This is a genomic window from Streptomyces sp. JB150 (assembly GCF_011193355.1).
GTDB lineage: Bacteria > Actinomycetota > Actinomycetes > Streptomycetales > Streptomycetaceae > Streptomyces.
This window is the reverse complement of record NZ_CP049780.1, coordinates 3,423,085-3,444,974: the sequence shown is the minus strand read 5'-3', so window position 1 is coordinate 3,444,974 and position 21,890 is coordinate 3,423,085. Positions and strand designations below refer to the sequence as shown.

The 21,890-nt window shown below is 73.2% G+C and carries 21 protein-coding genes and 1 tRNA gene; 12 read left to right on the top strand and 10 right to left on the bottom strand.

Annotated elements, in window-relative coordinates; genetic code table 11:
* Positions 1–452 precede the first annotated feature (452 nt).
* The 6 genes from G7Z13_RS16125 (at position 453) to G7Z13_RS16100 (ending at position 6,990) form a co-directional block, all read left to right on the top strand.
* Positions 453–935 carry a CarD family transcriptional regulator gene (locus G7Z13_RS16125; RefSeq protein ID WP_003953493.1) on the top strand — a complete coding sequence of 161 codons (483 nt, stop codon included), beginning with the start codon at positions 453–455 and terminating at the stop codon, positions 933–935.
* A gap of 353 nt (positions 936–1,288) precedes the next feature.
* On the top strand, positions 1,289–2,041 hold the full coding sequence (gene ispD / locus G7Z13_RS16120) for a 2-C-methyl-D-erythritol 4-phosphate cytidylyltransferase (protein WP_166000001.1): 753 nt from the start codon (positions 1,289–1,291) through the stop codon (positions 2,039–2,041).
* Positions 2,031–2,546, top strand: coding sequence for a 2-C-methyl-D-erythritol 2,4-cyclodiphosphate synthase (gene ispF, locus G7Z13_RS16115; RefSeq protein WP_240926230.1), 516 nt, complete (start codon positions 2,031–2,033; stop codon positions 2,544–2,546). Before ispD ends, ispF begins: the two co-directional genes overlap by 11 nt.
* Before the next feature lie 169 nt (positions 2,547–2,715).
* Positions 2,716–4,116, top strand: coding sequence for a cysteine--tRNA ligase (gene cysS, locus G7Z13_RS16110; RefSeq protein ID WP_165999999.1), 1,401 nt, complete (start codon positions 2,716–2,718; stop codon positions 4,114–4,116).
* Positions 4,117–4,208: 92 nt separating this feature from the next.
* Positions 4,209–5,150, top strand: a complete 942-nt coding sequence (rlmB, locus tag G7Z13_RS16105) for a 23S rRNA (guanosine(2251)-2'-O)-methyltransferase RlmB (protein ID WP_165999997.1) — start codon at positions 4,209–4,211, stop codon at positions 5,148–5,150.
* Positions 5,151–5,277: 127 nt separating this feature from the next.
* Positions 5,278–6,990, top strand: a complete 1,713-nt coding sequence (locus G7Z13_RS16100) for a DoxX family protein (protein WP_165999994.1) — start codon at positions 5,278–5,280, stop codon at positions 6,988–6,990.
* Between the two features lie 264 nt (positions 6,991–7,254).
* On the opposite strand, the gene G7Z13_RS16095 is transcribed toward G7Z13_RS16100, so the two are convergent.
* The 3 genes from G7Z13_RS16095 to ugpC form a co-directional block, all read right to left on the bottom strand.
* A complete protein-coding gene (locus tag G7Z13_RS16095; RefSeq protein ID WP_165999992.1) occupies positions 7,255–7,986 on the bottom strand; it encodes a nucleotidyltransferase family protein in 732 nt (243 codons plus the stop codon).
* 170 nt (positions 7,987–8,156) lie between these two features.
* On the bottom strand, positions 8,157–8,612 hold the full coding sequence (locus G7Z13_RS16090; protein WP_165999990.1) for a hypothetical protein: 456 nt from the start codon (positions 8,610–8,612) through the stop codon (positions 8,157–8,159).
* 208 nt (positions 8,613–8,820) lie between these two features.
* Positions 8,821–9,909, bottom strand: a complete 1,089-nt coding sequence (gene ugpC, locus G7Z13_RS16085; protein ID WP_165999988.1) for a sn-glycerol-3-phosphate ABC transporter ATP-binding protein UgpC — start codon at positions 9,907–9,909, stop codon at positions 8,821–8,823.
* A gap of 224 nt (positions 9,910–10,133) precedes the next feature.
* Between ugpC and G7Z13_RS16080 the strand changes: the two genes are divergently transcribed.
* Both G7Z13_RS16080 and G7Z13_RS16075 read left to right on the top strand, forming a co-directional pair.
* A tRNA-Thr gene (locus tag G7Z13_RS16080) sits at positions 10,134–10,206 on the top strand.
* Positions 10,207–10,289: 83 nt separating this feature from the next.
* The gene (locus G7Z13_RS16075; protein ID WP_165999986.1) at positions 10,290–10,667 is read left to right on the top strand and encodes a hypothetical protein; all 378 of its coding nucleotides are present in this window, start codon (positions 10,290–10,292) and stop codon (positions 10,665–10,667) included.
* 82 nt (positions 10,668–10,749) lie between these two features.
* Here G7Z13_RS16075 and G7Z13_RS16070 read toward each other — a convergent pair whose 3' ends face one another.
* A complete protein-coding gene (locus G7Z13_RS16070; protein WP_165999984.1) occupies positions 10,750–11,637 on the bottom strand; it encodes an aminoglycoside phosphotransferase family protein in 888 nt (295 codons plus the stop codon).
* A 90-nt stretch (positions 11,638–11,727) separates the two neighbouring features.
* Between G7Z13_RS16070 and G7Z13_RS16065 the strand changes: the two genes are divergently transcribed.
* The gene (locus tag G7Z13_RS16065; RefSeq protein WP_206313080.1) at positions 11,728–13,125 is read left to right on the top strand and encodes an FAD-dependent oxidoreductase; all 1,398 of its coding nucleotides are present in this window, start codon (positions 11,728–11,730) and stop codon (positions 13,123–13,125) included.
* Positions 13,126–13,128: 3 nt separating this feature from the next.
* On the opposite strand, the gene G7Z13_RS16060 is transcribed toward G7Z13_RS16065, so the two are convergent.
* The 3 genes from G7Z13_RS16060 to G7Z13_RS16050 form a co-directional block, all read right to left on the bottom strand.
* Positions 13,129–14,649, bottom strand: coding sequence for an MFS transporter (locus G7Z13_RS16060; protein ID WP_165999982.1), 1,521 nt, complete (start codon positions 14,647–14,649; stop codon positions 13,129–13,131).
* Positions 14,650–14,720: 71 nt separating this feature from the next.
* The gene (locus tag G7Z13_RS16055) at positions 14,721–15,701 is read right to left on the bottom strand and encodes a zinc-binding dehydrogenase (protein WP_165999980.1); all 981 of its coding nucleotides are present in this window, start codon (positions 15,699–15,701) and stop codon (positions 14,721–14,723) included.
* A gap of 74 nt (positions 15,702–15,775) precedes the next feature.
* Positions 15,776–16,945 carry an NAD(P)-binding protein gene (locus G7Z13_RS16050; RefSeq protein ID WP_165999978.1) on the bottom strand — a complete coding sequence of 390 codons (1,170 nt, stop codon included), beginning with the start codon at positions 16,943–16,945 and terminating at the stop codon, positions 15,776–15,778.
* A 240-nt stretch (positions 16,946–17,185) separates the two neighbouring features.
* Between G7Z13_RS16050 and G7Z13_RS16045 the strand changes: the two genes are divergently transcribed.
* On the top strand, positions 17,186–17,863 hold the full coding sequence (locus tag G7Z13_RS16045) for a pentapeptide repeat-containing protein (RefSeq protein ID WP_165999976.1): 678 nt from the start codon (positions 17,186–17,188) through the stop codon (positions 17,861–17,863).
* Positions 17,864–17,976: 113 nt separating this feature from the next.
* Here G7Z13_RS16045 and G7Z13_RS16040 read toward each other — a convergent pair whose 3' ends face one another.
* On the bottom strand, positions 17,977–18,477 hold the full coding sequence (locus G7Z13_RS16040) for a hypothetical protein (RefSeq protein ID WP_165999974.1): 501 nt from the start codon (positions 18,475–18,477) through the stop codon (positions 17,977–17,979).
* Between the two features lie 82 nt (positions 18,478–18,559).
* Here G7Z13_RS16040 and G7Z13_RS16035 point away from each other — a divergent pair, with 82 nt between their 5' ends.
* A complete protein-coding gene (locus G7Z13_RS16035; protein ID WP_240926229.1) occupies positions 18,560–19,954 on the top strand; it encodes a M1 family metallopeptidase in 1,395 nt (464 codons plus the stop codon).
* A 58-nt stretch (positions 19,955–20,012) separates the two neighbouring features.
* Here G7Z13_RS16035 and G7Z13_RS16030 read toward each other — a convergent pair whose 3' ends face one another.
* The gene (locus tag G7Z13_RS16030; protein WP_165999971.1) at positions 20,013–20,546 is read right to left on the bottom strand and encodes a GNAT family N-acetyltransferase; all 534 of its coding nucleotides are present in this window, start codon (positions 20,544–20,546) and stop codon (positions 20,013–20,015) included.
* A gap of 78 nt (positions 20,547–20,624) precedes the next feature.
* Positions 20,625–21,200: a TerD family protein gene (locus G7Z13_RS16025; protein ID WP_165999969.1), complete on the bottom strand. Its 576-nt coding sequence runs from the start codon at positions 21,198–21,200 to the stop codon at positions 20,625–20,627.
* Between the two features lie 159 nt (positions 21,201–21,359).
* Between G7Z13_RS16025 and arfB the strand changes: the two genes are divergently transcribed.
* Complete coding sequence (gene arfB / locus G7Z13_RS16020) at positions 21,360–21,797, top strand: alternative ribosome rescue aminoacyl-tRNA hydrolase ArfB (protein WP_165999967.1); 438 nt, start codon at positions 21,360–21,362, stop codon at positions 21,795–21,797.
* Positions 21,798–21,890: the final 93 nt, after the last annotated feature.

Here is a 21,890-nt window from a genome sequence, read left to right as displayed (position 1 = left end):
TTCGCATAAGGCCCCGTGGAAGACCGTGGGCAAACGGTTCGCCATACGGGCCGCGACGACCCGCGAAATTTCCGTGAAGGAATGCGCGGGCGGCAGCGGAATTGATCACCGCGCGGCGCGTGATCGCGGCGTGATCGGGGGGCGTGATCAATTCCGGAATCGTCTCGTACCCGCCGCCCCGCACCGAACGGAGTAGCGGAAGTCGAGCACATGGAACCGGACATATGTGGACGTTCGGCCACTCGGGGGGTGCGTCGGCGGTATGTGACGTGCCCGTTTCGCCCGGCCCGGACAGCCGCTCCCACCTGCGAATACCTTGTCCCGCCCGCCTCGCAAAGCACGTTCCTGTTGCTGTTGTCAAGCCCCGAGATATGCCCTGACCTGCGAAAACGCCATTCAGAAGACGCCGTATCCGTGTTACCCTGGATAGCCACGGAAGGGGTACCTGTCACATGACGTTCAAGGTTGGCGACACCGTGGTCTATCCCCATCACGGGGCCGCGCTGATCGAGGCCATCGAAACTCGCCAGATCAAAGGCGTGGACAAGACCTACTTGGTGCTGAAGGTCGCCCAGGGTGACCTCACGGTGCGTGTGCCAGCGGACAATGCGGAGTTCGTCGGCGTGCGTGATGTGGTCGGTCAGGACGGACTGGACCGGGTCTTCGAGGTGCTGCGCGCGCCGTACGCCGAGGAGCCCACCAACTGGTCCCGTCGCTACAAGGCAAACCTGGAGAAGCTCGCCTCCGGCGATGTCATCAAGGTCGCGGAAGTCGTGCGTGACCTGTGGCGTCGAGAGCGCGAGCGCGGACTCTCCGCCGGTGAGAAGCGCATGCTCGCCAAGGCCCGCCAGATCCTGGTGAGCGAGCTGGCGCTCGCGGAGAACACGAACGAGGACAAGGCCGAGGCCCTGCTGGACGAGGTTCTCGCCTCCTGACGCGTGGCAGCAGCCCGCTGAACGCTGAAGCCCAGGACATCTCGTACGTACGTCTCGTACTCGGTCACCAGAAGACACCGAGTGCGCCTCAGTACACCGAACTGCCGCGGTGCCCGATGACGTGGATCACGTCGCCGGGCGCTGCGGCATGTTCGTCTGCGGCCGCGTCCCGCGCCGTCCCCCGAGAGGGCTCCCCCGGTACTGTGCGTGCCGGGCCCTGGCCGGCGGCTCGACCGGGGTCACGGAAGGGTCCGGTCGAGGCTGGGCGCCCGGCACTTCCCACGCTCGGTGAGCGGGGGGTACCTCCAGGGCCATACCCAACCAGGCCGAGCACACAAACCTGACAGGAAACGATGTCTGACGTATCGCGACCTTCGCCGGGAGCGACCTCCGTCGCCGCCGTGATTCCGGCCGCCGGGCGGGGCGTACGCCTCGGTCCGGGCGCCCCCAAGGCGCTGCGCGCGCTGAACGGCACGCCCATGCTGGTCCACGCGGTGCGGGCGATGGCCGCCTCCCGCGCGGTGTCCCTCGTCGTGGTCGTCGCGCCGCCCGACGGCGCCGCCGAGGTCAAGTCGCTGCTCGACACGCACGCACTGCCCGAGCGGACGGACGTGGTCGTGGTCCCCGGCGGCGACTCCCGCCAGGAGTCCGTGCGGCGCGGCCTGGAGGCGGCGCCGCCGGGACACGGGATCGTGCTGGTCCACGACGCGGCCCGCCCGCTGGTGCCGGTGGACACGGTGGACGCCGTGATCGACGCGGTGCGCGCGGGCGCGCGGGCCGTGGTGCCGGCGCTGCCGCTCGCCGACACCGTCAAGGAGGTCGAGCCGGCGGCCGTCGCGGGCGAGCCGGAACCCGTGTTGGCCACGCCGTCGCGCGCGCGGCTGCGCGCGGTACAGACACCGCAGGGCTTCGACCGGGCCACGCTGGTGCGGGCGCACGAGACGGTCACCGACGACGTCACCGACGACGCGAGCATGGTCGAGCGGCTCGGCGTGCAGGTCGTGGTCGTGCCCGGCCACGAGGAGGCGTTCAAGGTGACCCGGCCGCTGGACCTGGTCCTCGCGGAGGCGGTCCTGGCACGCAGGAGGCTCAACGATGGCTTCTGAGGTTCCCCCGCGGGCCCCCCTGGAGATGCCGCTGCCCCAGGTCGGCATCGGCACCGACATCCACGCCTTCGAGGAGGGCCGCGAGCTGTGGTGCGCGGGCCTGAAGTGGGAGGGCGAGGGCCCTGGCCTGGCCGGCCACTCGGACGCGGACGTCGTCGCGCACGCCGCCTGCAACGCGCTGTTCTCGGCGGCCGGGCTCGGCGACCTGGGCCGGCACTTCGGCACGGGCCGCCCCGAGTGGTCCGGCGCGTCCGGGGTGACCCTGCTGACGGAGGCCGCCCGGATCGTGCGCGCGGAGGGCTTCCGCATCGGCAACATCGCGGTGCAGGTCGTCGGCCCCCGCCCGAAGATCGGCAAGCGCCGCGAGGAGGCGCAGAAGATCCTGTCGGAGGCCGCCGGGGCGCCGGTGTCGGTGTCCGGGGCCACCACGGACGGGCTCGGCTTCCCCGGGCGGGGCGAGGGCCTGATGGCGGTGGCGACGGCGCTGGTCGTGCGCGTGGCGTGAGCGGCGCCGCCCGCGGGGGCGCGGGGCGCGACCGCCGGGCCGCTCGGCCGCGGGGCGGGCCGGCCGCCGCGGGCCCGCGCCGGCACCGGCCCCCGCTCGGCCGCGGAGGCGTGGCCGACAAACCGTGCGACGGCCCACGCACCCTCCCCGGCCCACTACCCTAGGTCCCGTGACTATTCGCCTGTACGACACCAGCGCCCGGCAGATCCGTGACTTCACCCCGCTCAAGCCGGGTTGTGTCTCGATCTACCTGTGTGGTGCCACCGTGCAGGCCGCGCCCCACATCGGCCACATCCGGTCGGGCCTGAACTTCGACATCATGCGCCGCTGGTTCGAGTACCGCGGCTTCGAGGTCACGTTCATCCGCAACGTCACCGACATCGACGACAAGATCATCGCCAAGGCCGCCGACCAGGGCCGCCCCTGGTGGGCGATCGGGTACGAGAACGAGCGCGCGTTCAACGACGGCTACGGCGTCCTCGGCTGCCTGCCCCCGACGTACGAGCCCCGGGCCACCGGCCACGTCACCGAGATGGTCGAGATGATGCGCGGGCTCATCGAGCGCGGGCACGCCTACGAGGCCGACGGCAACGTCTACTTCGACGTGCGGTCCTTCCCCGGCTACCTCCAGCTCTCCAACCAGGAGCTGGAGAACCTGCTCCAGCCCTCCGGCGAGGGCGAGACCGGCAAGCGGGACCCGCGCGACTTCGCCCTGTGGAAGGCCGCCAAGCCCGGCGAGCCCACCTGGGAGACGCCCTGGGGCCGCGGCCGCCCCGGCTGGCACCTGGAGTGCTCCGCCATGGCGCACAAGTACCTGGGCAGCGCCTTCGACATCCACGGCGGCGGACTCGACCTGATCTTCCCGCACCACGAGAACGAGATCGCCCAGGCCAAGGCCTACGGCGACGAGTTCGCCCGGTACTGGGTGCACAACGCCTGGGTCACCATGAGCGGCGAGAAGATGTCCAAGTCGCTCGGCAACTCGGTGCTGGTCTCCGAGATGGTCAAGAAGTGGCGCCCCATCGTGCTCCGCTACTACCTGGGCACCCCGCACTACCGCTCGATGATCGAGTACAGCGAGGAGGCGCTCCGGGAGGCCGAGGCCGCGTTCTCGCGGATCGAGGGCTTCGTGCAGCGCGTGGTGGAGCTGGCCGGCGGCCCGGTCGAGCCGTCCGCCGAGGTGCCGCCCGCCTTCGCCGAGGCGATGGACGACGACCTGGGCGTGCCCCAGGCGCTCGCCGTCGTGCACACCACGGTCCGGCAGGGCAACTCCGCCCTGGCCGCCGACGACAAGGACGCCGCCGTGGCCCGCCTCGCCGAGGTGCGCGCCATGCTCGGCGTGCTCGGCCTCGACCCGCTGGATGCGCAGTGGGCCGGCGGGAGCGAGCGCGGCGAGGACCTGCACGGCGTCGTCGACAGCCTCGTACGCCTCGTCCTGGAGCAGCGCGAGTCCGCGCGGGCCCGCAAGGACTGGGCGACCGCCGACGCCATCCGCGACCAGCTCAAGCAGTCCGGGCTGGTCATCGAGGACAGCCCGCAGGGGCCCCGCTGGAGCCTCGGCTCGCGCTGAGCGCCAGGCGAAGATCGATTGTGCCGCCCGGGCCGCCGGGCGGCACACTGCAAAGACGTACGCAACCGAAGCACCACAGAGACAGGTAGGTCATGGCCGCGAACAACCGTCGCATGTCCGGCAAGAAGGGCGCGCAGGTCGGCAGTGGCGGCCAGCGACGCCGGGGCCTGGAGGGCAGGGGGCCCACGCCCCCGGCCGAGATGCGCAAGGGACACAAGAAGAACCGCATCGCCACCGCCAAGGCGAAGCAGGCCGCCCGCCGGCCCGCGGCGCGCGGCCGGGGCGGCAAGTCCGCCTCCGAGCTGGTGGTCGGGCGCAACCCGGTGTACGAGGCGCTGCGCGAGGGCGTGCCCGCCACCACGCTGTACGTCCAGCAGTTCATCGACAACGACGAGCGGGTCCGCGAGGCGCTGCAGCTCGCCGCCGAGCGCGGCAACATCAACCTCATGGAGGCGCCGCGTCCCGAGCTGGACCGGATGACCAACGGCCTCAACCACCAGGGCCTGGTCCTGCAGGTGCCGCCGTACGAGTACGCCCACCCCGAGGACCTGCTCGACGCCGCCGCCGACGAGGGCGAGGACCCGCTGATCGTCGCCCTGGACGGGGTGACCGACCCGCGCAACCTCGGTGCCGTGGTGCGCTCGGCCTCCGCGTTCGGCGGGCACGGCGTCCTGGTGCCGGAGCGGCGCGCGGCCGGCATGACCGCCGGCGCGTGGAAGACCTCCGCCGGTACCGCCGCGCGCACGCCGGTCGCCCGCGCCACCAACCTCACCCGCGCGCTGGAGCAGTACAAGAAGGCCGGTGTCGTCGTGGTCGGTCTGGCCGCCGACGGCGAGGTCGAACTGGGCGAGCTGGAGGCGCTGGACGGGCCGGTCGCGATCGTCGTCGGCAGCGAGGGCAAGGGCCTGTCCCGGCTGGTCGGCGAGACCTGCGACTTCCGGGTGCGGATCCCGATGCCGGGCGGCGCCGAGTCGCTGAACGCGGGTGTCGCGGCGGGCATCGTGCTGTACGAGGCGGCGCGCCGCCGGGCGTGACGATCCCGAACGGGTGTGTGTATTAGTCACCCGGAAGGGGTGTTTGGTTCTGTCCGGGCAAGCTTGACGCGGTCCGGACAGATCCGGCGGGTCAAAGCAGTGTCCTAAACACACGTCACTCGGTTAGATGAGTGTGGACACCAGAACACCCCGCACACCCACGGGGGACCGCTCGTCGGGATACGACGACGCTCCCGCGCTGAGCATGGTGAAGGTGCCGAGCGATCCGGCGCAGATCATCGTCAATCACGCGAGCTTCCGCGTGCAGCTGGGCGCCTCCTCGCGACGCGCGCAATCGCCGCGCATCGCGCGGCACGTGAGCGCCGCCGAGGACACCGCCCGCATCCCCGCCGCGAGTACGGCCGCGGGCAGAGCGGCCCCGGCCGGCGCCCGTCGACGCCCCGTGGTCTGGAGCGGCAGGTCCGCCCCCGACGACACCGGCGCCCACCGCCTGCTCCAGGCCGTGCGCGGGGCGGGCGTCCGGCACGCCGAGGACCCCTCGGCCGCCGACGCCGGAGCCACCCAGGTCATCCCCCGCGTCGGGACCGGCGGCTACGGCGGCGGCCACACCGGCGACGCCTACGGCGGCCTCGGCTACGACGACCTCGACCAGACCGTGGAGACCCCCGTCGTCGGCGCCCAGCGCACCCCCGGCGACGGCACCCGGCTGCTGCCCCACATGCGGACCGTGGAGGGGGCGTACGACGAACTCCCCTACGACGACGACGAACGGTTCGACGCGGACGCCGACGCCGACCCGGACACCGACGAGACCGGGACCGAGGGCCGCGGCCGGCGGCACGGCGACGACCCCGCGCGGCACGCCTACTACCCCGGCCGGCGGATGAACCTGGGGGGCGTCCTCCTCCCGCTGCGGATCTTCCTCGGCTTCATCTCGATCTACGCCGGCATGGGCAAGCTCTGCGACCCCGTCTACTTCGACGGCGGCAAGCGCGGCTCCATGGTCACGTGGCTCAACACCCTGCACCCCTGGGACGTCGCCGAGCCGCTGCGCCAGTTCGCCCTGGAGCACCCCGTCGGCTCCGGGCTCGTCATCGCCTTCGCCCAGGTCATCGTCGGTGTCCTGACCGTCTTCGGATGCTGGCAGCGGGTCGCCGCCGTGGGCGGTGCGCTGCTGTCGGCCGCACTGCTCGTCACCGTCAGCTGGAAGAGCGTCCCGGCCTACGAGACGCCCGACATCATCTACCTCGCCGCCTGGTCGCCGCTGATCATCGCGGGCGCGCCGGTGTACTCCGTCGACGGACGCCTCGCCGGGCTCGCCTGGCGCCGCCTCGGACCGCGCTCCGACATCTGGGAGCTGCGGCGCTACGTGCTGCGCCGCGGCGCCCTCGTCACCGCCGTCATCGTCGGGCTCACCCTGCTGGTCGGCTCCCTGCTGGGCGGCGCCGTGCGCGACGCCGACCGGGTGGTCGTCCCCGGCCCCGGCGAGTCGCCGCGCAACGAGCTGCCCGGCTCGCCGCTGCCGCAGGAGCCCGGCGAGCGCCGGGCCGAGAGCAGCCCGTCGGCCCGCACCTCCTCGCCCAGCCAGGGCGCCACGTCGGCGCCCACGGCGGGCGCGGAGGGCGCCACGACCACGCCGGACGCGACCCCCGAGGCCGTCACCGGCGGGGCGCCCAGCCAGACCCAGGGCACGGCGGGGCAGGCGCCGCCGCAGCAGTCCTCCCCGGAGCAGCAGGCGCCGAGCACGACGACCGGACCGACGTCCGGCGGCGGCTCCACCACCACCGGCGGCGGCACGGGCTCGCCGGGCGGCAGCGGCGGTGACACGTCATCCGGACAGTCCGGCCGGCCCGGCCTGGTCGGCGGACTCCTCGGGTAGCCCTCCACCCACCCCGTTACGACGACGGGGCCCCACACCTTTCGGGTGCGGGGCCCCGTTCCGTCGTACGACCGGGGGTCGTGAGGGCTAGGGAGTCGCCCTGGAAGGGGGTCCCCGAGGGCCGTGAGCCGGGAGAGCCCGGGAAGGCCGGCGCATGGGCGGGGACGGGCAGGCCCGGGTGGGGCCGGGTGGGGCCGGGGGAGAGGCGGGGAGGCCCGCAGGGCCGACGGGGCCGGAGTGAGGGCTCCGCGGCCCAGGAGGGGCTCAGCGGCCCAGGGCTGCCAGTTCCTTCGCCGCCTCGGTGAGGTCCTTCGCGGTGTCGATGGCGCGCCAGTACGCGCCGTGCGGGATCGGGAAGCCGGCCAGGCGGCGCTCGCGGGCCAGGTGCGGGAAGGTGGTGCGCTCGTGGTCGCCGCGCTCGGGGAGCAGGGCGGCGAACCCGGGGGAGAAGACGTAGACGCCCGCGTTGATCTCGAAGGTGGACGGCGGGGCCTCGATGAAGTCGGTGATGTGACCGAAGCCGTCGGTGCGGACGGCGCCCCACGGGATGCGCGGGCGGGCCAGGGCGAGCGTCGCCACGGCGTCCCGCTCGGTGTGGAAGTCGGCCATCTCGCGCAGCGAGAAACGGGTCCAGATGTCGCCGTTGGTGGCGTACCAGGGGCGGTCCGGGTGGGGCAGGTGCGCGGCGGCGAACTTCAGGCCGCCGCCGCGGCCGAGCGGTTCCTTCTCCACGACCGTGGTGACGGACACCGGCAGTTCGGCGGAGTCGAGCCAGTCCTTCAGGACGTCGGCGAGGTGGCCGCAGCTGACCACCACGTCGGTGACGCCCTCTTCGGCGAGCCAGGCGAGCTGATGACCGATGATCGGCGTCCCCGTGCCGGGGATCTCGACCATCGGCTTGGGCCGGTCGTCGGTGTAGGGGCGCAGCCGGGAGCCTTGGCCTCCGGCCAGGATGACGGCCTGGACAGGGCGGGCCGCGGCGGTCGGATCAGTCATGCGTCGCACTGTACGCGGGGGGTTGGCCGCAGTCGTCCGGTGGCTCGGGAGGTGCCGGACGAGCGCGGGTGCGGGTCGTCCGTGGCGGGCCGTGCCCGTGGGGCACAGCCGTGGGGCGGTACTGCCCCACGCCCCCGGGGATCGGCTGTGCCGCTCCCCAGGGACCGGGTTCAGCCGTGGGCGGCCAGGACGCCGGAGGCGTACGACGTGTCGCAGACCGGGCGGGCGTAGGACTGTGCGCGGGTCGGGCCGTAGGTCGCGACGGCGGCGCGGCCGAGGGCGCGGGCGAGGGAGACGCAGTGCCTGGCGAGCGACGGGCGCTCGTCCACGGCCTGCTGGAGGTGGGTGAGGGCGACGCCGGGGTCCTTCTGCTGCAGCTCGGTCAGGAGCTGGTCGCGCAGCACCTCGTGGGCGGCCTTGCGCTGGGTGCGCGTGGCGGCGTCGGCGGCCGAGATGTCCGAGGCGGCGAGCACCGAGCCCTCGGGGTTCCCCGACCAGTTGACGTGCGTCACCGCGAGGGTCCCGGAGAGCACCAGGACGACGGGCAGGACGAGGGCGAGGGAGCGGCCGATCCGGCGGGCGGGGCCCCGGCCGCGTCGCGTCTGTGGGGTGGTGGAGTGCTTCACGCTCGTGAGGGTAGCGCCCGGTAATGACACGGCGACATTTGGTCACCGGTTCGGGGGACGGGGAGGCGACGAAACCGGGTGGCGTGTTGACGAACGGTGGTCGAAATGGGCAGGTGTGCCGGGGTATTTGTCGACAACGAGAAGGGCCCCGCAGCGATCTGCGGGACCCTTCTCGTCAACCTGGGTGAATTACCCGGGGTTGTTCCGCTCAGTCGGACAGGCGCGCGCCGGTCGACGTGGAGAAGACGTGCGTCTCGCCGGCCCGCGGGACGACGTGCAGCGTGCTGCCCTTCTCGGGGACCTCACGGCCGCCGACGCGGACCACGAGGTCCTTGGACTCGCCGCCGACGTTGGCGGTGCCGTAGACGAACGCGTCGGAGCCCAGCTCCTCCACGACGTTGACGACGACCTCGACACCGAGGTCGGAGTCGGGGCCGGCCACGTCGAAGTGCTCGGGGCGGACGCCGACGGTGACCGTCTTGTCGCTGGTGGCGGAGAGCGCGTCGCGCTGCACCGGCACGACCGAGTTGCCGAACTTCACGCCGCCGTCGGTGATCGGCACCTCGACCAGGTTCATGGCGGGCGAGCCGATGAAGCCGGCGACGAAGAGGTTCGCGGGCTTGTCGTACATGTTGCGCGGGGTGTCGACCTGCTGCAGCAGACCGTCCTTGAGGACCGCCACGCGGTCGCCCATCGTCAGGGCCTCGACCTGGTCGTGGGTGACGTAGACGGTGGTGATGCCGAGGCGGCGCTGGAGCGAGGCGATCTGCGTACGGGTCGACACGCGGAGCTTGGCGTCGAGGTTCGACAGCGGCTCGTCCATGAGGAAGACCTGCGGCTCGCGCACGATGGCGCGGCCCATGGCGACACGCTGGCGCTGACCGCCGGAGAGCGCCTTCGGCTTGCGGTCCAGGTACTGGGTCAGGTCGAGGATCTTCGCGGCCTCCTCGACCTTCTGCCGGATCTCCGCCTTGTTGACGCCGGCGATCTTGAGCGCGAAGCCCATGTTGTCGGCGACGGTCATGTGCGGGTAGAGGGCGTAGTTCTGGAACACCATGGCGATGTCCCGGTCCTTGGGCGGCAGGTGGGTGACGTCGCGGTCACCGATGCGGATGGCGCCGCCGTTGACGTCCTCCAGGCCGGCGAGCATGCGCAGGGAGGTGGACTTGCCGCAGCCGGACGGGCCGACCAGGACGAGGAACTCGCCGTCCGCGATCTCGATGTCCAGGGCGTCGACGGCGGGCTTGTCGGAACCCGGGTAGATCCGGGTCGCCTTGTCGAACGTGACAGTGGCCATGGTGAATGGGCCCCCTTCTACCGGCAGGAACGTGCCGGACGATCCGTTGTAGGAAGGTGGTGGTCTAGTCCACACGGGTGACCGTGCGAACTGGGTCGAGACGGTACCCGCCGTTCACCTGTTGTGTCAGTAGTCGGACGGCTGTGAACTTCGCGGAAATTTTCGACGGGACCCGGCCGGGAGCTGGGTACACTGCACGGGCGCGCAGTGCTCCACGCGCGCGTGCCTCCTTAGCTCAGCTGGTAGAGCGCCGCTCTTGTAAAGCGAAGGTCGTCGGTTCGAGTCCGACAGGGGGCTCTGGTCCAGCGCAGCAGGAACGCCCCGCCGGTGACCCGGACGGGGCGTTCGGACATCTTCCGGCGACACCGACCGGGGCGGTCATGACAGGCACGAGCAACGCACGCCGGCAGCCGAGACCACTCACGGAGCTGTCCGACGTCCACGATCTCCTCGAAGAGATACGACTCCGCCCCGGCATGTGGCTGCGGGGGAACTCCCTCCAGCACCTGGACTCCCTGCTGTGCGGCTACCGGGCGGCGATGGCCGTGCACGGCATCGAGGAGGACTTCCCCTTCTGGAGCCCCGGGACGCCGGGACCGTTCGACGCGTGGCTGTGGCGGCGACTCGGCCGGCACAGTTCCCTCGGCTGGGCCGTCGAGATCGAGCGCGAGGCCCGGCAGGCCGGTGTGCCGGCGGTCGAGCTGTTCTTCGGCCTGTGGGACGAGTACCGGCACGGGCGCCGGGCGACGGCGGGATAAGGCGGGGCGCTGCGTGCGTGCGGGCTGAGGCGGGAAACCCCTGCGTGGCGGGTGCGGACTCTGGTCACCCGGGCCGGGGTGGTCAGCCTCGGGCCCCTCGTACGCGTCGGGCGATCTCCAGGTGGTCCTCGCCGAGGGGGCGTTCGTCCTCCAGGTGCCACAGGCAGGTCTGGAGGACGCGGGCGAGGGTCCACGCGCGGCTGCGGGAGCGGTTCAGGGCGAGGGTGTCGGTCAGGGCGTCGAAGCGCCAGAGGATCTCGTCCGGGGCGAAGCGGTTGGCGAGCGCCGGGAAGAGGTCGAAGCCGGGGTCGCCGGCGAGGGGCTTGGGGTCGATGGCGAGCCAGTCCGCGCGGTCGGCGCCGAGGACGTTGTCGTAGTGCAGGTCCCAGTGCAGGAGGCGGTCGCCGGGCTCGTCGGCGACCTCGCGGACCGCCGCCGCGCAGTCGGCGAGCAGGCGGCGCGTGTCCGGGTCGGGGACGCGCGCCAGGGCCGGCGGGGTCCGCTCCAGCAGGGCCGGGGCGATGTCGCCGAGGCGGCGCAGGCCCGGCGGGGCGGGGTGGGCGGTGAGCCGGGCCAGGAGGCGGGCGATGACCAGGCACGCCTCGCGGGTGTCGGGGACGCGGGAGAGCGACCGGGACGGGTCGAGGCGTTCCAGGAGCAGGGTGCCGGTCGCCGGGTCGTGGCCGAGGAGGCGGACCGCTCCGTCGCCGTTCCAGGCGCGCAGCGCGACCGGCTCGCCCGCGGTCTCGTCGTCGACGAGCTGGAGTTTGAGGACGGCGGGGGTGCCGTCCGCGCGGCGCACCGGCAGGACCAGGGCGCAGACGCCGTACAGGGACGGGCCGTCGGGCCGCAGCTCCCAGCGGTCCAGGAAGGTCTCGGCGAGGCGGGGCAGGCGGGCGACGAAGGCACGGCCCGCGGCGCCGTTGAACCGCTCCTGGGACGCGGCGAGTTGCTCCGGGACGTCGATCACGCCGCCGAGCCTACGCCCGGCCGGGGCGGGCGGGATTCCGCGGGATCCGAAGGAGACAGCGGGCCGCGGCGCGGGTTACCGTCCGGGGCCATGAGCAGCGGTGTCGTGAACGGCGGAGTCTCCTTCTGGTACGCGGCGGACGGGTTTCCCGAGGCCAGGAGGCCGTTGGAGGGGGACGCGTCCGCCGACGTGGTGATCGTCGGGGGCGGGTACACGGGGCTGTGGACCGCGTACTACCTGAAGAAGGCCGCGCCCTTCCTGCGGATCACCGTCCTGGAGCAGAAGTTCTGCGGCTACGGCGCCTCGGGGCGCAACGGCGGCTGGCTGTACAACGGCATCGCGGGGCGGGACCGGTACGCGAGGCTGCGCGGCCACGAGGCGGCCGTACGGCTGCAGAAGGCCATGAACGACACGGTCGACGAGGTGATCCGGGTCGCCCACGCGGAGGGCATCGACGCCGACCTGCACAAGGGCGGGGTGCTGGAGGTGGCCCGTACGCCCGCGCAGCTGGCCCGGCTGAGGGCGTACCACGAGGCAGAGGTCGCGTTCGGGGAGAAGGACCGCGAGCTGTACGGCGCGCGGGAGACCGCCCGGCGGATCCGGGTGGCCGACGCGGTCGGGTCGGCGTGGACGCCGCACGGCGCGCGGGTGCACCCGGTGAAGCTGGTGAAGGGGCTCGCGGCGGCCGTGGAGGCGCTGGGCGTGGTCATCCACGAGTCGACGCCGGTCACGGAGATCCGGCCGAAGCACGCGGTGACGCCGTACGGCACCGTCCGCGCGCCGTACGTGCTGCGCTGCACCGAGGGCTTCACCGCCGCCCTCAAGGGGCAGAGGCGCACCTGGCTGCCGATGAACTCCTCGATGATCGCGACCGAGCCGCTGACCGGCGAGCAGTGGGCGGCGATCGGCTGGGACGGCCGGGAGACGCTGGGCGACATGGCGCACGCGTACATGTACGCGCAGCGCACCGCCGACGGCCGGATCGCGCTCGGCGGGCGCGGCGTGCCGTACCGGTTCGGGTCGCGGACGGACAACGACGGGCGCACGCAGGCGGAGACCGTGGAGGCGCTGCGCGACGTCCTCGTCGGCTTCTTCCCGCAGCTGGCCGGGGTGCGGATCGAGCACGCCTGGTCGGGGGTGCTGGGCGTACCGCGCGACTGGTGCGCGACGGTCACCCTGGACCGGTCGACGGGGCTCGGCTGGGCGGGTGGGTACGTCGGTTCGGGGGTCGCCACGGCCAACCTGGCCGGCCGCACCCTGCGCGACCTCGTCCAGCAGGACTCCGGCCAGGGCGGCCGGACCGAGCTGACCGAGCTGCCGTGGGTCGGGCACAAGGTGCGCAGGTGGGAGCCGGAGCCGCTGCGCTGGCTGGGCGTCCACGGCATGTACGCCACCTACCGCACGGCCGACCGGCGGGAGGCGGTGACCCACAGCGCGGAGTCGTCCCGGCTGGCCCGGTGGGCGGACCGGGTGGCGGGGCGGGGCTGAGACTCAGGCCGCGGACTGTGCCGCCGGGGCCTTCTCCGGTGCCCCGTGCCTCGACCGGGAAGGCTTGCCGGTGATCATCAGGGCAGCGATCAGACCGGCGAGGAGCATGATGCCCGCCGCCCACCAGATGGCGACCGAGTAGCCGTGGACGAGGCTCTGGCGGATGACCGCCTCCCGCTGGGCCGGGTGGGCCGGATGGGCGGCGAGGTAGCCGCCGGCGCCGGTGGTGGCGATCGTGTTGAGCAGGGCGACGCCGAGGGAAGCGCCGACCTGCTGCGAGGTGTTGAGGGTGGCCGAGGTGACGCCGGCGTCCCGGGGGGCGACCCCGGCGGTCGCGTTGGCGAACACCGGCGTGTAGGTGAGGCCCATGCCGAGGCCCACGAGGATCAGCGCGGGCAGGACCTCGGTGGTGTACTCCGCCTCCACCGTCAGCCGGGTCAGGATCAGCATCCCGGATGTGGCCAGGAGCATGCCGGGGGCCACCAGCAGGCGCGGGGCGACGCGCGGGACGAGCCGGGCCGAGATCTGGGTCGAGCCGATGATGATCGAGCCGGTGAGCGGCAGGAAGGCCAGCCCGGTCGTGACGGGGGAGTACCCCCTGACGACCTGGAAGTAGTACGTCATGAACAGGAACATGCCGAACATGCCGATCACGGCCAGGCACAGGGTCAGGCAGCAGCCCGCGCGGTTGCGGTCACGCAGGATGTGCGGCGGCAGCAGGGGCGTACGGGCCCTGCTCTGCCACCACACGAAGCCGGCGAGCAGGGTCATGCCGACGGTGAGCAGGCCGAGCACCCGGACGTCCGCCCAGCCCCTCGGCTCCGCCTCGCTGAGGCCGTAGACGATCGTCAGCAACCCGCCGCAGCCGAGCAGCGCGCCGGGCACGTCGAGCCGGGCCCCGGCGGGGCGCGGGCCGCCCCCGTGCACCAGGGCGTACGTACCGATGAGCGCGGTGATCGCCATGAGCACGTTGACGTACAGGCACCAGCGCCAGCCCAGGTACTCGGCGAGCACTCCGCCGAGGACGAACCCGATGGCCGCTCCGCTGCCCGCCAGGGCGGAGTTGATGCCGAAGGCCTTCCCGCGCTCCTTGGGGTCGGTGAAGGTCGTGGTGAGCAGGCTGAGCGCGGACGGGGCGAGCAAGGCGGCGAACATGCCCTGGAGGGCGCGGGCGCCGAACAGCATGCCCGGGGTGGTGGCCGCGCCACCGAGCGCGGAGGCGGTGGCGAAGCCGGCCAGCCCGATGGCGAAGGTGCGCTTGCGGCCGACCAGGTCGGCGATGCGGCCGCCGAGCAGCAGCAGTCCGCCGAAGGCGAGGGTGTAGGCGGTGATCGCCCACTGCCGGTTGCCGTCGGTCATGCCCAGGTCGCGCTGGGCGGAGGGCAGCGCGATGTTCACGATGGTCGAGTCGAGGACGACCATCAGCTGGGCCATGGCGATGACCACCAGGCTCCACCAGCGGCGGGGGTCCGCGGCCGCAGGAGCCGTCGTGGGGGAGGGCGGGTCACGCCGGGGGACACTCATGCGGGTCAGAAGACCATGAAACGGTACGTACCGCACCCCGACCGCTCACTGGGTGTGAACGCCCCGCCCGGTCAGGGCTCCAGCACCACCTTCCCGGTCGTCCCCCGGTTCTCCAGCGCGCGGTGCGCGGCGGCGGCCTCGGCGAGCGGGAAGCGCTGAACGGCGGGGACGAGCCGGCCGGCGGCGGCCTCGGCGAGGGCGCGCAGCTCCAGCGTGCGCACCGGGTTGTCCCCGCCGGCCTTGCGCATCATCACCGGCCCCAGCACCTCCTCGGAGACCCCCTCGACCAGGTACGGCGACCCGTCGCGCAGCCCTGCCCCGGACCAGCCGAAGACGATGTGCCGCCCGGCCGGGCCGAGCAGCGCGACGGACGCGCGGGCCGCGTCCCCGCCGACGCCGTCGAAGACGATCGTCGCGGGCCGGCCGCCCAGCCAGGCGCGGACCTTCTCCGGCCAGTCCGACTCCGTGTAGTCGACGGCGAGGTCGGCGCCGTTCGCCTGCACGCGCGCGGTCTTCTCCGGCCCGCCGGCCAGGCCGACGACGGTCGCGCCGGCGTTCTTGGCGTACTGCACGAGCAGGGTGCCGATGCCGCCGGCGGCGGCCGGGATCACCACGACGTCGTCCGGGCCCGGCTCGGCGAACTGGACGATCCCCATGGCCGTACGCCCCGTGCCGATCATCGCGACGGCCTGCGCGAAGTCCAGGTTCGCGGGGACCTCGTGGAGGCGCTCGGTGCCGGTGACGGCCAGTTCGGCGTAGCCGCCGGGTGCGAAGCCGAGGTGGGCGACGACCCGCTTGCCGAGCCAGGAGTCGTCGGTGTCCGGGCCGAGCGCGTCGACCGTCCCGGCGACCTCGCGGCCGGGGACGGTGGGCAGGGCGGGCAGCTCGGGCAGGGGCCCGCGCAGGCCCTCGCGGATCGCGGTGTCGAGCAGATGGACGCCCGCCGCGGCCACCTTGATCCGGACCTGGCCGGGGCCGGGGACGGGGTCCTCGACCTCCTCGTGGCGCAGGTTGTCGGCGGGGCCGAAGGCGTGGAGACGGATGGCGTGCATGGGATCCCCCCGGACTGTCGTGTTCCGTTCCGCCGGTCGTGGTCACCGGTCCGGACGGCCACCACTCTCCGACCTCAAGCGCGCTTGAGGTCAAGGGCTCGCGATCCGTGCCGGCCGAGCGCCAGCGACACCGCCGTCAGCGCGCTCGTGAACGACACCTCCGCCAGCACGCCCGGCGCCGCCACCTGGTCGCCCGCGAGGTACACGCCGTCGCCGCGGTCGATCGCCGGACGGTCCCGCCAGGTCGTGCCCGGCAGGTCGACGGCTCCGGTACGGCCGTTCGCGACCGCCTCGCGCCGCCAGGTGACGCGCTCGCGCCAGCCCTCGAAGGCCAGGTCCAGCAGCTGTTCGGCGCGGGCGACGCCGTCCGCGCGGGACTCGTGCGGACCGATGGGGAACTGCCCCTGGACCAGCTGCTCGCCCGCCGGGGCGAGGGTGCGGTCCTGCGCGGTGAACCGCTCCAGCCAACCCGGCGCGTCCAGGTCGGAGACGATGAACGCGTCACCGCGCCGGGTGCGCACCGCCAGGTCGATCAGCGCCGTACGGCCGCTCGGCCAGGTCAGCGAGTCGTCGCCGAGCAGGCGGCGGGCCGCGTCCAGGGAGGTGGCGACGATGACGGGTGTGTCGGTGGGCAGGGTGTCCACGCGGGACAGCGTCTCGATCCGCACCCCCAGGTTCCAGGCGCGCCCGGCCATCCGGTCGATCAGGCCGCCCCAGCCGCCGCGCGGGTAGTGCGCCTCCGGCGGCAGCTTGGTGGCCCGGCGCAGTCGTTCCTGCACGAACGCCGCGGACAGGGAGCCGGGGTCGTGGTGGAACAGGGCGACGGCGGCGTAGTGGGCGGCCGCGCGGGCGCCCTCCTCGCCGGCCTGCGCGGTCGCCCAGGTCAGGAAGTCGGTGTCGGCCGGGGCCTGCCGGGCGCCGGGGCGCAGCAGCTTCAGCATCGCGAACGGCGGGGTGCGGCGCAGCGCGCCGTGGTGGCGCAGCCGCAGCCGGGCGGCCTCCAGGGGCGGGATCGGGGCGAGCGGGCCGAGCAGGCCGCGCTGCCGCAGCCAGGTCCAGTGCGGGCCGCCGCTGTAGAGCGCGTGCGGGCCCTCGTTGGTCCGGTACGGCCCCTCCGCGGTCCGGGCTCGCCCGCCGAGCGTGTGGTGCGCCTCGTGGACGGTGACCTTGGCGCCCGCCTCGGCCGCGGTGATCGCCGCGGTGAGTCCGGCGAAGCCGCCTCCGATGACGGTGATGCGGTGCATGGGGTGGGTCTCCCTCGGGTCGCTGGTCTGTCTCGCAGGTAAGACAGGTGAGGGGGGTCCGGATGTGACATCGGGGAGGCCTTCGCTGGTGAGGGCCGTGGGAGGGGGCGTTGTCAGTGGTGGGGTGCAGCATGGGGGCGTGGGCGAGGGCAGGGGCGCCGGCAAGGGCGTGGGCATCGGCAGGAGCCGGCGCCTGGGCGGGGGCAGGGGCCTGGGTGCGGACACGGACGGGGTGCGGACATGGACGGGGTGCGGAACGTGAGCGATGTGAAGCCGGCGCGCAGGCCGGAGCTGCGGCTGCCGCCGCTGGAGCCGTACGGCGGCGTCGGGCTGGAAGCGGACGGGGACTACGACGGCGTGGAGTTCCGCGGCGGCGACCTCACCGGTCAGGACGGTGCCGGGGCCCGCTTCATGGACTGCGCGCTCACCTCCTGCACCCTGACCGAGACCCGGCTGAGAAAGGCCCGCTTCCTCGACTCGGCCGTCACCGGCGTGCAGGGCGTCGGCACGGACCTGGCGGAGGCGACGCTGCGGGACGTGGAGGTCACGGAACCCCGGCTCGGCGGCGTCCAGCTGCACGGGGCGGTGCTGGAGCGGGTGGTGATCCGGGGCGGCAAGCTCGACTACCTCAACCTGCGCACGGCGCGGCTGAGAGACGTCGTCTTCGAGAACTGCGTCCTGGTCGAACCCGACTTCGGCGGTGCCCGCCTGGAGCGCGTCGAGTTCGCGGGCTGCGCCGTGAAGGGCGCCGACTTCACCGCGGCGACCCTCAAGGACGTCGACCTGCGCGGCGCCGAGCCCCTGGAGATCGCGGGCGGGGTGGACCGCCTGTCGGGCGCGGTCATCAGCCCCGGCCAACTGATGGACCTGGCGGAAGTGTTCGCGGCGGCGCTGGGGGTGCGCGTGCGGGTGGGCTAGCGCCCACCCCGATCACGGGCGGCCCGGATCACGGGTGGCGCGGGTCTCGGGTGCCTGTGGGTCTCGGGCGGCCCGGATTTCAGGTGCCTCCGGGCCCGCGGGTGGCCCGCTGCTCACGCCACCCGCGGGAACCTCGCCTGCAACGTCCAGATCGCCGGGTTGTCCGCCAGGTCCTCGTGCAGGTCGCACAGGTCGGCGATCAGGTCGTGCAGGAAGTCGCGGGCCTCGCGGCGCAGTTCGGTGTGGGAGAAGGTGAGGGGTGCTTCCTCGGCCGGCATCCAGTCGGCCTCGATGTCCACCCAGCCGAAGCGACGCTCGAACAGCATCCGGTCGGTGGACTCGGTGAAGTCCAGCTCGGCGTGCTGGGGGCGCGAGGCGCGGGAGCCCGCCGGGTCGCGGTCCAGCCGCTCCACGATGTCGCACAGCGCCCACGCGAAGTCGAGCACCGGCACCCATCCCCAGGCTGTGGACAGCTCCCGGTCCGTCTCGGTGTCGGCGAGGTAGACGTCGCCGCAGAACAGATCGTGGCGCAGCGCGTGGACGTCCGCGCGGCGGTAGTCCGTCTGCGGCGGGTCCGGGAAGCGGGTGGAGAGGGCGTAGCCGATGTCGAGCACGTAGGTGATGGTGTCACGGCACGCGGGGCGGCCGGTCCGCCGCCGGCCGGCGGGACGGCGGCGCCGCCCTAGGATCACGGACGTGTCCCGTTTCGCACCCGTTGTCCCCGTCGCCGCCTCCCTGAGCCTGAGCCTGAGTCTCGCCCTCGCCCTGACCGCCTGCGGCGGCGGAGTGGAGGGCACCCCCGGCGGCTCCGGGCTGCGCGACCCGTACTTCCCCAAGGCGGGCAACGGCGGCTACGACGTCACGCACTACGCCCTCACCCTCGACTACACCCCCGACAGCCGCCGGCTCACCGGCCGCGCGATCGTCACGGCCCGTGCCACGCAGCCGCTGTCCGCCCTCAACCTCGACCTCGACGGCCTGGACGTGCGCTCGGTGACGGTGGACGGCACGGCGGCCGACTTCAACCGCGCGGGCCAGGAACTGACCGTCCGTCCCCGCGACGAGCTCGCCGAGGGCGCGACCTTCCGCGTCACGGTCCGCTACGCGGGCACCCCGGCCGCCCTCACCGACGCGGACGGCTCCGAGGAGGGCTGGCTGCGCACCGCCGACGGGGCGGTCGCGCTCGGCCAGCCGGTCGGCTCGATGGCGTGGTTCCCCGGCAACCACCACCCCTCCGACAAGGCGTCGTACGACGTGACGGTGACCGTGCCGCGCGGGCTCACCGCGGTCTCCAACGGCGAGCAGGCGGGCGAGCGCACCCAGGGCGGCCGCACGACGTACACCTGGCGCACCACCGAACCGATGGCGAGCTACGTCGCCACGCTCGTGATCGGCCGCTACGAGATCCGGCGCGGCCGGACGAAGGACGGACTGCCCGTGTACAGCGCGGTGCACCCGGCCGAGGCGGCGGCGAGCCGCCCGGTGCTGGCCCGCCTTCCCGAGGCGATGCAGTGGGCGCGGGACACCTTCGGCCCGTACCCCTTCTCCTCCACCGGCGCGATCGTCGCGCCCTCCGGTATCGCCGGGTACGCGCTGGAGACCCAGAACCGCCCGGTCTTCCCCGGCACCCCGGACGTCCTGCTCCTCGTCCACGAGCTGGCCCACCAGTGGTACGGCAACTCGGTCTCGCCGAAGACCTGGCGGGACATGTGGCTCAACGAGGGCTTCGCGACGTACGCCGAGTGGCTGTGGGAGGAGGAGCACGGCGGGGACAGCGCCGAGCGGATCTTCGACGCGCTGTACGCCGACGAGGAGGTGTTCGCGTTCCCGCCCGCGAAGCCGCCGGCCGTCGAGGACATCTCCGGGCGCCCGGTCTACGAGCGGGGCGCGATGGTCCTGCACAGGATCCGGCAGATCGTCGGCGACGGCGCCTTCCGCCGCCTCCTGCGCGACTGGGCCGGCGAGCACCGGCACGGCAACGCGGACACCGCGGATTTCACCGCCTACGTCGAACGGCAGGCGCCCGGACACGACTTCTCCGGCGTCTGGGAGGACTGGCTGTACGGCGACGGCCGCCCGGCCCGGCCCTGAGGGCGCGGGTCACCGTCGAGGAGGGCCGGCGTGTTCCCGGCTGCACAGCGGTGCGGGGTCAGGCGTCCGGGCGCGGGGTGCGCAGGGGCTTGCGCAGGACCGCGCAGGGGCGGTGCAGGGCGCGGTCGGGCCGGTGGTCGATGACCTCGTAGCCGCAGGCGGTCCAGAAGGCCAGGGCCCTGGGGTTGTTCTCGAGGACGGCGAGCCGTACGGCGGTGCGGCCCGCGGCGCGGAAGCGGTCCTCTACGGCCGCGGCGAGGCGGCGGCCGTGGCCCTGCCGGCGCACGGCGGGGTCCACCAGGAGCAGCCCGATCCACGGGTCGGGGTCGTTGGGGTCGGGGTGGTGCGCCAGTGTGATCGCCATGCCGGTCAGCCGCCCGGCGGCGCGCGCGAGCAGCACTTCCGTGTCCGGGTTCGCCAGCTCCTGCGCCAGCGCCGCCGCGACCTGCTCGGCCCGGATGTCGTCCGGGTCGGGGAAGTCGCCGCTGAGCGCCTGGAACTCGCGGTCGGCGGCGTACAGCGCGGTGAGTTCGGCGAGCAGCGGCGCAGGGACAGTGTGGCCGCGGGGGACCGTCAGGGGTTCGAGGATCACACGCGGCAACCTAACGCGCCGCCGGGCCCCCGGCACGGAGTCGGGGGGCCCGGCGGCGCGGGCGGGTCAGCGGGTGACTCAGACGTTCACGCCGAAGTCCTGCGCGATGCCCGCGAGGCCCGAGGCGTAGCCCTGGCCCACGGCGCGGAACTTCCACTCCGCGCCGCTGCGGTACAGCTCGCCGAAGATCATGGCCGTCTCGGTGGCCGCGTCCTCCGACAGGTCGTAGCGCGCGATCTCGCCGCCGCCGGCCTGGTTGACGATGCGGATGTAGGCGTTGCGGACCTGGCCGAAGTTCTGCGAGCGGGCCTCCGCGTCGTAGATGGAGACCGGGAAGACGATCTTGTCGACGTCGGCCGGGAGGGCGGCGAGGTTGACGTTGATCGCCTCGTCGTCGCCGGCGCCCTCGCCGGTGCGGTTGTCACCGGTGTGGACGATCGTCTGGTCCGGGCTCTGCTTGTTGTTGAAGAAGACGAAGTGCTGGTCCGAGTAGACCTTGCCCTGCGTGTTGACCGCGATCGCGGAGGCGTCGAGGTCGAAGTCGGTGCCGGTGGTGGTCCGGACGTCCCAGCCGAGGCCCACGGTGACGGCGGTCAGGCCCGGAGCCTCCTTGGTGAGCGAGACGTTGCCACCCTTGGACAGGCTTACAGCCATGGTTCGGGAGTCCCTTCCTCGTTTACATTCGGCAAGAAGCTACAGCTACCCCTATGAACGCGAAGAGGGGTACGCGAGGTTCCTGGAGTCTTTACTTTCTTTACCGGGATGGCCGTAGTGCGGATATTCGGATGACGTGAGCCCGTCAGCGCGGGGAACATGGACGGCATGTCCGGTCCCCACGTCATCCGCGGCTCCGTCTCGCTTCCCGAGGCCGAGCTGATGTGGCGTTTCTCGCGGTCGTCCGGGCCCGGCGGGCAGCATGTGAACACCAGCGACTCCCAGGTCGAGCTGCGGTTCGACCTCGCGCGCACCGAGGCGCTGCCCGAGGTGTGGAAGCAGCGGGCCCTGGAGCGGCTGGCCGGCCGGCTGACCGACGGGGTGATCAGCGTCCGCGCCTCCGAGCACCGCTCCCAGTGGCGCAACCGCGAGGCCGCCGCCGTACGCCTCGCCGCGCTGCTCGCCGAGGCGACCGCGCCCCCGCCCAAGCCGCGCAAGCCGACCCGCATCCCGCGCGGCATCAACGAGCGCCGGCTCCGGGAGAAGAAGCAGCGCGCCGAGACCAAGCGCGGCCGCTCCGGGCAGAACTGGTCCTAGGTCCTGTCTGATAATTGATCTTGTGGTGGGTCGGGGTGAGTTGACGGATGCGGCGTGGGAGCGGATAGCGCCGCTGCTGCCTGGTGTTGACGG

What these genes read in the sequence shown, in the direction of transcription:
- G7Z13_RS16025 (WP_165999969.1), bottom strand. Translation starts at nt 21,200, where the DNA reads ATGGCTGTAAGCCTGTCCAAGGGTGGCAACGTCTCGCTCACCAAGGAG.
- ugpC (WP_165999988.1), bottom strand. Translation starts at nt 9,909, where the DNA reads ATGGCCACTGTCACGTTCGACAAGGCGACCCGGATCTACCCGGGTTCC.
- G7Z13_RS16045 (WP_165999976.1), top strand. Translation starts at nt 17,186, where the DNA reads ATGGACGGGGTGCGGAACGTGAGCGATGTGAAGCCGGCGCGCAGGCCG.
- G7Z13_RS16095 (WP_165999992.1), bottom strand. Translation starts at nt 7,986, where the DNA reads ATGACTGATCCGACCGCCGCGGCCCGCCCTGTCCAGGCCGTCATCCTG.
- G7Z13_RS16060 (WP_165999982.1), bottom strand. Translation starts at nt 14,649, where the DNA reads ATGAGTGTCCCCCGGCGTGACCCGCCCTCCCCCACGACGGCTCCTGCG.
- rlmB (WP_165999997.1), top strand. Translation starts at nt 4,209, where the DNA reads ATGGCCGCGAACAACCGTCGCATGTCCGGCAAGAAGGGCGCGCAGGTC.
- G7Z13_RS16125 (WP_003953493.1), top strand. Translation starts at nt 453, where the DNA reads ATGACGTTCAAGGTTGGCGACACCGTGGTCTATCCCCATCACGGGGCC.
- G7Z13_RS16100 (WP_165999994.1), top strand. Translation starts at nt 5,278, where the DNA reads ATGAGTGTGGACACCAGAACACCCCGCACACCCACGGGGGACCGCTCG.
- G7Z13_RS16050 (WP_165999978.1), bottom strand. Translation starts at nt 16,945, where the DNA reads ATGCACCGCATCACCGTCATCGGAGGCGGCTTCGCCGGACTCACCGCG.
- arfB (WP_165999967.1), top strand. Translation starts at nt 21,360, where the DNA reads ATGGACGGCATGTCCGGTCCCCACGTCATCCGCGGCTCCGTCTCGCTT.
- ispD (WP_166000001.1), top strand. Translation starts at nt 1,289, where the DNA reads ATGTCTGACGTATCGCGACCTTCGCCGGGAGCGACCTCCGTCGCCGCC.
- G7Z13_RS16055 (WP_165999980.1), bottom strand. Translation starts at nt 15,701, where the DNA reads ATGCACGCCATCCGTCTCCACGCCTTCGGCCCCGCCGACAACCTGCGC.
- G7Z13_RS16065 (WP_206313080.1), top strand. Translation starts at nt 11,728, where the DNA reads ATGAGCAGCGGTGTCGTGAACGGCGGAGTCTCCTTCTGGTACGCGGCG.
- G7Z13_RS16075 (WP_165999986.1), top strand. Translation starts at nt 10,290, where the DNA reads ATGACAGGCACGAGCAACGCACGCCGGCAGCCGAGACCACTCACGGAG.
- ispF (WP_240926230.1), top strand. Translation starts at nt 2,031, where the DNA reads ATGGCTTCTGAGGTTCCCCCGCGGGCCCCCCTGGAGATGCCGCTGCCC.